Raw genomic sequence first — 11,659 nt, 5'->3', positions numbered from 1 at the left:
TTGTCGACTTAGACTATCCAGATAGCGGAGAATTATGTTGAAAACTGTGACTGCCTTGCTGCCCAGAGCGCTCGCCATGGCCGCCTTGTGCGCATGTTCGCTGGCGCAGGCGCAGACCGCGCCGAGCCGCATTGGTTTCGTCTTCACCGAGCGCCTGATGACCGACTCGAAGCTGGCCAAAGCGGCCGACGCCAAGATCGAGGCGGAGTTTTCCAAGCGCCAGAAGGCCAACCGAGACATGCTGGCGCGCCTGAAGACGCTGTCGGAAAAGCTCGACGCCGACGCGCCGACCCTGGTCGAGCCGGAACGCACCCGCCGCTACCGCGAAGTGGCGGACCTGGAAAAGGACGTCCAGCGCACCCAGCGCGAGTTCAACGAGGACCTGCTGCAGCGTAAAAGCGAAGAGCGCGCCAACATCGCCCAGAAAGCCTACAAGCTGATCGAACAGATCGCCGAGCAGGAGCACCTCGACGTGGTGCTGCAGGAATCGGCCTGGACCAGCCCGCGCATCGACATCACCGACAAGATCATCAAGCTGCTCGACAAATAAATACGTGACACTTCTTAGAATCAGATGGAGCGCGCTGGGTTTGCTGGTACTGGGAGCCGTGGCGCATGCGCAAGGCGGCCCGGCACGGGTGGTCTACGTCGCGCCCGAACGCCTGTACTCGGAGACGAAGCAGGCCAAGGCGGCCGACGCCCGCATCGCGGCCGAGTTTTCCGGCCGCGCCAAGGCCAACGCGGAGATGGTCGCGCGCCTGCGCAAGCTGTCCGACAAGTACGAGGCCGACGAGGCCGGCATGGCCGAGCCGGAACGCACGCGCCGCCGCCGCGAGGTGTACGACCTCGACGCCGAGGCGCGGCGCAAGGAAATCGCCTACCGCGACGACCTGCAGCACCGCAAGAACGAAGAACGCGAACTGATTACCGCCAGGGCGCATGCGCTGATCGGCCGCTTCGCCGAACAGGAAAAAATCGACGTGGTCCTGTTCCGCGACGTGCTGTGGGCGCGGCCGGGCGTGGACATCACCGACAACATCATCAAGCAGCTCGACAAATAAGCGCTTGACCAGACATCGAACGGACAACCAGATGGGCACGCGACTGGGTGAATTGGTCGAACGCTTGGGCGGCCAGCTGGTGGGAGACCCGAACCTCGAAGTGAGCGGGATCGCCCCATTGGCGGACGCCGGGGCCGATCACATCAGCTTCCTCTCCAACAGCAAACTGCGCGCGCAGGCGGCCGCCAGCGGCGCCGCCGCGCTGATCGTGTCGGGCGCCGACGATGCATTCGTCGCCGCCTCGTACGCCGGCGCGCGCATCGTCGCGCCCAACCCTTACGTGTATTTCGCCCGCGCCGCGCAGTATTTCGCGTCGCTCGTTGAAGTGCCGCCCGCGCCGGGCATCGATCCGAGCGCCAGCGTCGCCGCCGGCGCCCAGGTCGACCCCGGCGCCCACGTCGGGCCGCGGGCGACCATCGAAGCGGGCGCCATCGTCAAGGCCGGCGCGGTGATCGGGGCCGGCTGCTTCGTCGGCAAGGACGCCGTGATCGGCGAGGGCACCCAGCTGTTCGCCAACGCCACCTTCCACGCGCGCTGCCAGATCGGCAAGCGTGGCATCATTCATTCGGGCGCCGTGATCGGCACCGACGGTTTCGGCTTCGCCAACGAGGGCGGCGTCTACATCAAGATTCCGCAGACCGGCCGCGTGATCATCGGCGACGACGTCGATATCGGCGCCAATACCACCATCGACCGCGGCGCGCTGGCCGACACCGTCATCGAAGACGGCGTCAAGCTGGACAACCAGATCCAGATCGGCCACAACTGCCACATCGGCGCGCACACCGCGATGGCCGGCTGCGTCGGCGTGGCCGGCTCGGCGAAGATCGGCAAGTACTGTACTTTTGGGGGCGCCGCGATGGTGCTGGGCCACCTGACCATCGCCGACCGCGTGCACATTTCGTCGGGCAGCATGGTGTCGCGCTCGATCCTCGAAGCGGGGCAGTACACGGGATTTTACCCATTGGCCAAGAACGCCGACTGGGAAAAAAGTGCGGCAATCGTTCGCAATCTGGACGCCATGCGGGATAAAATCCGGGCGCTCGAAAAAACAATCAAAACACTGACAGACAAATCATGACCACCACTTCCGAAAACAAGACCCTCGACATCTGCGCCATCAAGAAGCTGCTGCCGCACCGTTACCCGCTGCTGCTGGTCGACCGCGTGCTTACCTGGGAAGCGAACAAGTCGATCACCGCGATCAAGAACGTCACCGTCAACGAAGAATTCTTCAACGGCCACTTCCCGCACAAGCCGGTGATGCCGGGCGTCTTGATGATCGAAGCGCTGGCTCAGACCGCCGCGATCCTGTCGTTCCTGACGATGGGCGTGCAGCCGGACGAGAACTCGGTGGTCTACTTCGTCGGCATCGACAACGCGCGCTTCAAGCGCCCGGTGGGCCCTGGCGACCAGCTGAAGATGGACGTCGAGATCGTGCGCGTGTCGCGCGGCATCTGGAAGTACAAGGCGGTCGGCACGGTCGACGGCGCGGTCGCGCTGGAAGCGGACTTGATGTGCACCATCCGCGCCACCGACGACGCGAGCAAGGCGGCGGGACAGTAACATGGCATTGATCCATCCCAGCGCCATCGTCGACCCGAAGGCGCAACTCGACAGCACGGTGGAAGTCGGCCCGTACTCGATCATCGGCCCCAACGTGTCGATCGGCGCGCGCACCGTGGTGGGACCGCACGTGGTCATCGAAGGCCACACCACCATCGGCGAGGACAACAAGTTCTTCCAGTTCTCCTCGATCGGCGCGGCGCCGCAGGACAAGAAGTGGTCCGGCGAGCCGACCCGCCTCGAAGTCGGCCACCGCAACACCGTGCGCGAGTTCTGCACCTTCAACCTCGGCACCGCGCAGGACGCCGGCGTGACCCGGCTCGGCAACGACAACTGGATCTCGGCTTACGTCCACCTGGCGCACGACTGCCAGGTCGGCAGCAACACGATCTTCTCGAACAACGCCCAGCTGGCGGGCCACGTCGAAGTGGGCGACTGGGCCATCCTGTCGGGCTACGCCGGCGTGCACCAGTTCTGCAAGATCGGCGCGCACGCCTTCATCGGCATGTACACCAGCCTTACCCAGGACGTGCCGCCGTTCGTGCTCGTCTCGGGCAACCCGGCCGGCGCGCGCGGCGTCAACATCGAAGGCATCAAGCGGCGCGGCTTCTCGCGCCCGCAGGTCGACGCCATCCGCGGCGCCTACAAGACCATCTACCGCTCCGGCCTGTCGCTGGAAGAAGCCAAGGCCGCGCTGGCCGAACAGGAAGCGGCGAACGCCGACACCGCGCCGCAGCTGCGCGCCTTCCGCGAGTTCCTCGGAGCCGCGACCCGTGGCATCGTCCGCTGACATTTCGGTAGCGCTGGTTGCCGGCGAGGTGTCCGGCGACATGCTTGCCGGGCGCCTGCTGGCCGGCCTGCGTCCGCACCTGCCCGATGCGCGTTTCCACGGCATCGGCGGGCCGCGCATGATCGAGCAGGGCTTCGAGTCCGACGTTCCAATGGACACGCTGACAGTGCGCGGCCTGTTCGAAGTCATTCCCCGCTACCGCGAGATCAAGGGCATCCAGAACGCGCTGCGCGACCGCCTGCTGGCCGAGCGGCCGGCGGTGTTCATCGGCGCCGACTACCCGGGCTTCAACCTCGGCCTCGAAATGCAGCTGAAGGAAGCCGGCATCCCGACCGTGCACTTCGTCAGCCCGCAGATCTGGGCCTGGCGGGGCGGGCGCATCAAGAAGATCCAGAAAGCGGTCTCGCACATGCTGGTGATCTTCCCGTTCGAGGAAGAGATCTACCGGCAGGCCGGCGTACCGGTCACCTACATCGGGCATCCGCTGGCCGAGATGATCCCGTTGCAGCCCGACCAGGCCGCGGCGCGCCAGGCGCTCGGCATCGACGCCGGCGCCCGCGTGGTGACGGTGATGCCGGGCAGCCGCATGGGCGAACTCAAGTACCTGGCCGAGCCCTTCGTCGGCGCGGTCAAGCTGCTGGCCGAACGCGATCCCGGCCTGAAATTCGTCGTGCCGATGGCCGGCGAACGCCAGCGCGCCTATTTCGGCGAACTGGTGGCGAAGGCCGGCCTCGGCGACGTCGAAATTTCGCTCACCGACCATTCGCACACGGCGATCTGCGCGGCCGACGCGGTGCTGGTCGCCTCGGGCACGGCGACGCTGGAAGTGGCGCTGTTCAAGAAGCCGATGGTGATCGCCTACAAGGTGATGGCGGCGTCCTGGCAGATCATGCGCCACATGGGCTACCAGCCGTGGATCGGCCTGCCGAACATCCTGGCGCGCGAATTCCTCGTGCCCGAACTTCTGCAGCACGCCGCCACGCCGCAGGCGCTGGCCGACGCGGTGTGGAAGCAGCTGAACGACGCCCCCGGCCGCCTGCGGCTGGTGCAGCGATTCACCGACATGCATCACAGCCTGCTGCGCAACAGCGCGCAGGAAAGCGCCGCCGCCGTCATGCGCATCATCGACGCACCACATTCATCATGACGAAAAAGAAAATCAATTTTTATCCCGGGCTGAAGAAGTCCCAGTACCCGTTCACGCTGGACGACATCGTCTGCGGCGTCGACGAGGCGGGGCGCGGGCCCCTGGCCGGCCCGGTGTTCGCGGCTGCCGTGATCCTCGACCCGCGCCGCCCGATCGATGGCCTGCGCGATTCGAAGAAGCTGACCGCCGAGCGGCGCGACGAGCTGGCGCCGCAGATCAAGGAATGCGCGCTGGCGTGGGCGATCGCCGAGTGCTCGCACGAAGAGATCGACGCCATCAACATCCTCAACGCCACCATGCTGGCGATGAAGCGCGCGGTGGAGGCGCTCAAGACGGCGCCGACCATCGCCCTGATCGACGGCAACCGCAGCCCGGTCATGACGGTGCGCTGCCACCCGATCGTCGAAGGCGACGACAAGGTGCACGCGATTTCCGCCGCCTCGATCCTGGCCAAGACCGCGCGCGACGCCGCGCTGGTGGTGCTGCACGCGCAGTATCCGCAGTACGGATTCGACCAGCACAAGGGCTACAGCACGAAGATGCACATGGAGCGCCTGCGCGAGTTCGGCGCCTGCCCGGTGCACCGCCGCTCGTTCGCCCCGGTGCGCGCCGCGCTGGCCGGCGAGATCCTGTTCGAAACCCTGCCGCTCGACTTCAGCCTGGAGGACGAGGAATGAAGTCGATCACCTCGCGCGACAATCCGCTGTACAAGGAGCTCAAGCACCTGGCGACCAGTTCGCAGGCGCGCCGCAAGGCCGGCCGCACCTTGCTCGACGGCGTGCACCTGTGCCAGTCCTGGCTGGAACTTCGCGGCGCGCCGTTGCAGTGCATCGTCAGCGAAGGCGCCTTGCACAACCCCGAGGTGTCGCCCATCGTGCGCCGCTGCGAGGAGCTGCACGCGCACGTGACGCTGCTGCCGGACGCGCTGTACAACGCCGTCACCCAGGTCGAACACGGCGTCGGCCTGATGTTCCTGGTCGACACCCCGGTGCGGGCGATCGACGGCGCCCTGACCAAATCGGCGGTCCTGCTGGACAACCTGCAGGACCCCGGCAACGTCGGCTCGATCCTGCGCAGCGCCGCGGCGGCCGGCATCGGCCAGGTCTACTGCAGCGCCGGCACGGCGTTCTGCTGGTCGCCCAAGGTGCTGCGCGCGGCGATGGGCGCCCACTTTGTGCTGGAGATTTACGAGAACGTCGACCTGGCCGAACTGGTGAAGGCGTCCAGGGTGGCGGTGCTGGCCACCAGCGGCTACGCGACCCAGCGCCTGTACGACGTCGACCTGCGCCAGCCGGTGGCCTGGCTGATGGGGCACGAAGGGCAGGGCGTGGCCGACGACCTGCTGGCCCTGGCGACCCACCGGGTGGTGATCCCGCACCTGGGCCAGATCGAGTCGCTGAACGTGGCCGCCTGCGCCGCGGTGTGCTTTTTTGAACAACTGCGGCAAAATCAGGCGTAGACGCTGTCGTTGCTCTGGGTTAATCTTTCACCTGGAGCCAAGTGGAGTAATGATGGACATCGCGCATTTGCATTTTCTGGTGGCGGAAGCCGACCCTTCGCAGCGAGCCTCGCTGGTGGAGATGCTCGCCCAGCTTGGCGCCAGCCAGGTCACCGAGGTGCCGGACGGGCACACGGCGCTGCGCTGTTTCCAGGATTCGTTCACGCCGACGGTCAACGTGGCGATCATCGACCTGGCGCTGCCCGGCATGGACGGCCTTGAGCTGATCCGCACGCTGGCCGGCATGCAGTGCCGCGCGCGCCTGATCGTGGTCGGCGCGCAGCCGGCCGGCCTGATGTTCTCGGTCGAGACCATGGCCCAGGCCTACGGCTTCGACCTGCTCGGCGCGATCGCCAAGCCGGTCACGGCAAGCCGCCTCGCCGCGCTGCTGGAAAACTATGTGCCCCCGGTCGCGCCGGCGGACCGCGCGCCGAAAGGCCCGAGCTTCACGTTTTCCGAGATTGGCATCGGCCTGCAGGCGCGCCAGTTCGAACCCTTCTTCCAGCCCAAGATCGAACTCGAGACGGGCCAGGTCAAGGGCCTCGAAGCGTTTGCGCGCTGGCGCCATCCCGAGCACGGCGTGCTTGGGCCGTCGGCGTTCATCGACGCGCTCGAACAGAACAACCGCATCGACTTCCTCGACTGGAGCATGATCGAGAAATCGGTCGAGGCCTGCCGCGGCTTCCACGACCAGGGCATCCCGATGTCGATCTCGATCAACCTCGCGCCCGAGACGCTGGCCCATCCGGCCTTCATGCAGCAGATCGCCGCCTGCGTCGAGCGCCATCGCGTCATGCCCGACTACATCACCTTCGAGATGCCCGAATCGTCGGTGCTGACCACCGACCCGAATTTCGTCGAGCGGCTGGTGCGCCTGCGCATGGCCGGCTACGGCCTGGCGATCGACGACTACGGCACCGGGCGCTCGAACCTGCAGCTGCTGGCGCGCATCCCGTTTTCGGAACTGAAGATCGACCGCAGCTTCGTCGACGGCGCCTCGAAGAAGCGCGCGCTCGGCACCGTGCTCAGTTCCTGCCTGGGCCTGGCGCGCAGCCTGGACCGGATGTCGGTGGCGGTCGGGGTCGAGACCAAGGAAGACTGGGATTTCCTGCAGGGCCTCGGCTGCACCTACGCCCAAGGCTATCACATCGCCAGCCCGATGGAAGCGTCGGCCTTCCCCGGCTGGCTGGAAGACTGGCGCCAGTTTTTCTGATCGCAGCATGGCGCCGCCGCGCGCTGCATTTGTGCCATTTCGTGTACAGTATGCAAGTTGCGAGAAAATTGTCCAAGAGAGCCGAATGACCCCTAACGATCAGTCCGTGCCGGACGGACTCCCCGCCGCGCCAGGCGGCGCGGTCGCGTCCTCCGCCGATGCGCGCCATCTTGCGCGTTTCATCGCCGGCGTCACCGACTATGCCATCTACGCACTGGCGCCGGACGGCACGGTGGTGACCTGGAACGCCGGCGCCGAGCGCTTCAAGCAGTACACCGGTGCGGAAATCATCGGCTCCAACTTCTCCCGCTTCTACACCGACGAGGACCAGCTGTCCGGCAAGCCGCAGCGCGCGCTCGCCACGGCCGCGTCGACCGGCAAGTACGAAGAAGAGGGCTGGCGCGTGCGCAAGGACAAGACGCGCTTCTGGGCCAGCGTGGTGATCGATGCGATTCGCGACGAGCAGGGCGTGCTGGTCGGCTTTGCCAAGATCACGCGCGACGTCACCGAGCGCAAGCAGGCCCAGGACCGGATGCATTCGAGCGAGGAGAAGTTCCGCCTGCTGGTGCAGGGAGTGACGGACTACGCCATCTACATGCTGTCGCCCGAGGGCGTGGTCACCAATTGGAATGCAGGCGCCGAGCGCATCAAGGGCTACCGCGCCGAAGAGGTGGTGGGCACGCACTTCTCGCGCTTCTACACCGAACCTGACCGGATCGCGGGCCTGCCCGCCAGGGCGCTGGCCCGGGCGCGCGAGGACGGGCGCTTCGAGAACGAGGGCGTGCGCGTGCGCAAGGACGGCACGACATTCTGGTCCCATGTGGTGATCGACGCCATCCGCGACGACGACGGTGAGCTGATCGGCTTCGCCAAGATCACGCGCGACATCTCCGAGCGGCGCGAAGCGGCGGTCACGCTGGAGAAGACCCGCGAAGCGCTGTTCCAGTCGCAGAAGCTGGAAGCGATCGGCAAGCTGACCGGCGGCATCGCGCACGACTTCAATAACCTTCTCAACGTGATCGTCAGCGGCGCCGAGCTGCTGTCGCGCGAGCACAAGAGCGCCAGTGCGTCGAAGATCCTCGACAGCATCCAGCGCGCGGCGATGCGCGGCGCAACGCTGACGCAGCAGTTGCTGTCGTTCGCGCGCCAGCAGCCGCTGGTGCAGGACGATTTCAACCTGAACATGGTGATCCAGAAGTTCGAGGCCATCCTGCGCCGCGCCGTGCCGCCCGAAGTACAGCTGGAACTGAGGCTGTCGGACCGGCCGAACCTGGTCCGCATCGACGTCGTGCAGTTCGAAGCGGCGGTGCTGAACCTCATTTCGAATGCGTGCGATGCAATGCCGGCCGGCGGCACGCTGGTCATCAGGACCGAGTCCGTGATCCTTGCCGACAACGAGGTCCACGACGCCGCGGCAGGCGCTTACTTGCAGGTGTCCGTGTCGGACAACGGCATAGGCATGCCCGCCGACGTGGTGTCGCGCGCGGTCGAACCTTTCTTCACCACCAAGCCGGTAGGCAAGGGCACGGGGCTCGGCCTCAGCCAGGCGTACGGCCTGGTGCAGCAATCGGGCGGGGTGCTGCAGATTCAGAGCGAAATCGGCAAGGGCACCTGCATCTCGCTGTATTTCCCGATGCTGAACCATGAAGACGGCAATGGCGCCTCGCTCGAAACCAACGACGGCAATGACAGGGCGCTGGTGGTCGACGACCAGCCGGACGTGCTCGACATCGCGGTCGAACAGTTCAAGAGCCTTGGCTACGACGTTTTCTCCGCCAACAGCGGCGCCGAAGCGCTGGCGATCCTGCGCCGCACGCCGAATATCGACGTGCTGTTTTCGGACGTGCTGATGCCCGGCATGAACGGCTATGAGCTTGCGCGCGAGGCGCTTCTGATCAACCCGGACCTCAAGGTGCTGCTGGTGTCCGGCTATGCCGCGCCCGAACTGGCGCGCCAATTCGGCGACACCTCCAAATTCGAGCTGCTCGCGAAACCCTACCGCATGTCGGAGGTGATCAAGAAACTGCGGCAGGCCAGCTGATGGACATGGGCTTGATGACGGTACGCGAACGGGTCGAGGCCTTCGACTGGGCGGCGACCGCGCTGGGGCCGCGTTCGGCGTGGCCGGTTTCGCTCAAGAGCATGATGGCGATGGTGCTGGCCGCCGAGCAGCCGATGCTGCTGTGGTGGGGCGCGGACCTGGTCCAGATCTACAACGACGCTTTCGCGCCCTGCCTGGGAAACCGCCATCCGGCGGCGCTGGGCCAGCCCGCGGTCGCGTTCTGGCAGGACGTATGGGCCGTCGTCGGCGGCCAGATCGAGGCCGTGCTCGCGCACGGCCGGCCGACCGTCAAGGAAGACGCGCTGGTGCCGATCTGGCGCAACGGCCGGATGGAAGAGGTCTACTGGAGCTACACGTACACGCCGGTATTCGACGACGGCGGCGCGCTGTGCGGCGTGCTGACCATTTGCACCGAGACCACCGCGCGCGTGCTGGCCCAGCGGCGCCAGCAGATGCTTGCCGCATTTTCGCGAACGCTGGGCGCCTGCGTCACGCGCCAGGACGTGATCGCGCAGGCGCAGGCGGTGGCGCTGACCAATGCATCCGACATTCCGGCGATGCGCATCGGCGACGCCGGCAGCCATTCCACCGAGGCGACGGTGTTGCGCGTCGCCGACGCGCAGCCCGAGGGCGGTCTGGCGATCGCGTTCACGCTGAGCGAACAGCTGCCCTTCGACGCCAACTACCGCGCTTTCCTCGAACAGTTCACCGCTTCCATCGGCGAAGCGATCGCGCAGGTGGAAAGCGCGCGCAAGCACGAGATCGCGCGGGCCGACCGCGACCGCCTGCTGACCGATGCGCCGGTCGGCACCGCGCTGCTGGCGGGGGAGGACCTGGTGTACCACCTGGCCAACCCGATCTACTGCAACATCGTCGACCGTGCCGATATCGTCGGCAGGGCATTCCTCGACGTGTTCCCGGAAATGGCCGGCACCGAACTGCTGCAAACCATCCAGACGGCGTATCGCACCGGCGTGCCGTTTCGTTCCGAAGAGACGCACGTGCGCCTGCGCGGAGACGGCGGCGGCGAGATGCAGGACAAGTACTTCAGCTTCAACCTGGCGCCGCTGCGCAGCGTGGCGGGCGGCGTGTACGGACTGATGGTGATGGCGGTCGACATCACGCCGCACGTGGTGGCGCGCAAGGAGATCGAGCGGCTGAACGCCGACCTGGTCGAAGCGGCGCGCGCCAAGGACGAATTCCTGGCGATGCTGGGACATGAGCTGCGCAATCCGCTGGCGCCGATCCGGGCCGCGGCCGACCTGCTGCAGCTTGGCCGGCCCGACGAAGCCCGGGTGCGCAAGATCAGCGAAGTGATTGCGCGCCAGGCCGAACACATGACCCACTTGCTGAACGACCTGCTCGACGTGTCGCGCGTCACGCGCGGCCTGGTCGAGCTGGAGCTGCAGCCGGTCGACTGCCGCGAAGTCGTCACCGATGCGGCGGAGCAGGTGATGCCGCTGGTGCGCGCGCGCCATCACCAGCTGACGCTGCAACTGCCGCCCGACCGCGCGATGGTGGCCGCGGACAAGGAGCGGCTGGTGCAGATCGTCACCAACCTGCTCAATAACGCCGCCAAATACACCCAGGAGGGCGGGCGCGTCGAACTGGCGATCGAATTGCTGCCGTCCGAAGTGCTGATCAAGGTGACCGACAACGGCATCGGACTGGCGCCGGACCTGATCCCGCGGGTGTTCGACCTGTTCACCCAGGCCGCGCGCAGTTCCGATCGTTCGTCCGGCGGCCTCGGGCTCGGACTAGCGCTGGTCAGGAGCCTGGTCGAGCTGCATGGCGGCTCGGTGAGCTGCCGCAGCGACGGTGTCGGCAAGGGCAGCCAGTTCCGCATTCGGCTGGCGCGGCTGCAGGAAGACCTCCCGGCGACAGGGACGCCGGGCGAGGGCGCCGCGCGCGCCGCCGTCCACGGCCTGCGCGTCCTGGTGGTGGATGACAATGCCGACGCCGCGGCCATGCTGTGCATGCTGCTGAAGGCGGCCGGGCACCAGGTGATGGTCGAACACGCCGGCGCCGAAGCGCTGGCGCTGGCGCGGGCGTGGCGGCCGCAGGCCTGCCTGCTCGATATCGGCCTGCCGGGCATGAGCGGACTGGAGCTGGCGCAGCGCCTGCGCGAGGACGCGGCCACCAACGCGGCGGTGCTGATCGCCGTGACCGGCTACGGCCAGGAAAGCGACCGCAAGGACGCCATGGCGGCCGGCTTCGACCACCACCTGGTCAAGCCGATCGACACCCGCAAGCTCGCGCTGCTGCTGGAAGCCATTCCCTCCAGCTGACCGCGCGAGCGGCGTATCATGGACCTTCGATTGA

General features: G+C 66.8%; 11 protein-coding genes. All 11 read left to right on the top strand.

From position 1 onward, the window contains the following. Positions 1 to 76: 76 nt before the first annotated feature. The 11 genes from AC1D02_RS12550 to AC1D02_RS12500 all read left to right on the top strand — a co-directional run bounded on the left by AC1D02_RS12550 (position 77) and on the right by AC1D02_RS12500 (position 11,625). Positions 77 to 550 (top strand): OmpH/Skp family outer membrane protein, encoded by a 474-nt coding sequence (locus AC1D02_RS12550; RefSeq protein WP_477317278.1) that lies wholly within the window; start codon positions 77 to 79, stop codon positions 548 to 550. Positions 551 to 590: 40 nt separating this feature from the next. Then, positions 591 to 1,061: an OmpH/Skp family outer membrane protein gene (locus AC1D02_RS12545; RefSeq protein ID WP_477317276.1), complete on the top strand. Its 471-nt coding sequence runs from the start codon at positions 591 to 593 to the stop codon at positions 1,059 to 1,061. 31 nt (positions 1,062 to 1,092) lie between these two features. Continuing rightward, positions 1,093 to 2,142, top strand: a complete 1,050-nt coding sequence (gene lpxD / locus AC1D02_RS12540) for a UDP-3-O-(3-hydroxymyristoyl)glucosamine N-acyltransferase (protein WP_477317274.1) — start codon at positions 1,093 to 1,095, stop codon at positions 2,140 to 2,142. After that, positions 2,139 to 2,627, top strand: coding sequence for a 3-hydroxyacyl-ACP dehydratase FabZ (fabZ, locus tag AC1D02_RS12535; protein WP_477317272.1), 489 nt, complete (start codon positions 2,139 to 2,141; stop codon positions 2,625 to 2,627). The genes lpxD and fabZ overlap by 4 nt, the downstream gene beginning before the upstream one ends. Position 2,628: 1 nt before the next feature. Continuing rightward, complete coding sequence (gene lpxA / locus AC1D02_RS12530) at positions 2,629 to 3,417, top strand: acyl-ACP--UDP-N-acetylglucosamine O-acyltransferase (protein WP_477317270.1); 789 nt, start codon at positions 2,629 to 2,631, stop codon at positions 3,415 to 3,417. Then, positions 3,401 to 4,564, top strand: a complete 1,164-nt coding sequence (gene lpxB, locus AC1D02_RS12525) for a lipid-A-disaccharide synthase (protein ID WP_477317268.1) — start codon at positions 3,401 to 3,403, stop codon at positions 4,562 to 4,564. Before lpxA ends, lpxB begins: the two co-directional genes overlap by 17 nt. After that, positions 4,561 to 5,241: a ribonuclease HII gene (rnhB, locus tag AC1D02_RS12520; RefSeq protein ID WP_477317266.1), complete on the top strand. Its 681-nt coding sequence runs from the start codon at positions 4,561 to 4,563 to the stop codon at positions 5,239 to 5,241. Before lpxB ends, rnhB begins: the two co-directional genes overlap by 4 nt. Beyond that, a complete protein-coding gene (locus AC1D02_RS12515; RefSeq protein WP_477317264.1) occupies positions 5,238 to 6,023 on the top strand; it encodes a TrmH family RNA methyltransferase in 786 nt (261 codons plus the stop codon). The genes rnhB and AC1D02_RS12515 overlap by 4 nt, the downstream gene beginning before the upstream one ends. Positions 6,024 to 6,075: 52 nt before the next feature. Further along, positions 6,076 to 7,275 (top strand): EAL domain-containing protein, encoded by a 1,200-nt coding sequence (locus AC1D02_RS12510; protein WP_477317891.1) that lies wholly within the window; start codon positions 6,076 to 6,078, stop codon positions 7,273 to 7,275. Positions 7,276 to 7,360: 85 nt separating this feature from the next. Further along, positions 7,361 to 9,316 carry a hybrid sensor histidine kinase/response regulator gene (locus AC1D02_RS12505; RefSeq protein WP_477317262.1) on the top strand — a complete coding sequence of 652 codons (1,956 nt, stop codon included), beginning with the start codon at positions 7,361 to 7,363 and terminating at the stop codon, positions 9,314 to 9,316. After that, entirely contained in the window at positions 9,316 to 11,625 is a 2,310-nt protein-coding gene (locus AC1D02_RS12500) for a hybrid sensor histidine kinase/response regulator (protein ID WP_477317260.1), read from the top strand. Before AC1D02_RS12505 ends, AC1D02_RS12500 begins: the two co-directional genes overlap by 1 nt. Positions 11,626 to 11,659: the final 34 nt, after the last annotated feature.

It is taken from the genome of Massilia sp. P1_C10, from assembly GCF_056406475.1.
The sequence above is the reverse complement of the archived record's forward strand: the minus strand, read 5'-3'. Positions and strand labels throughout refer to the sequence as shown.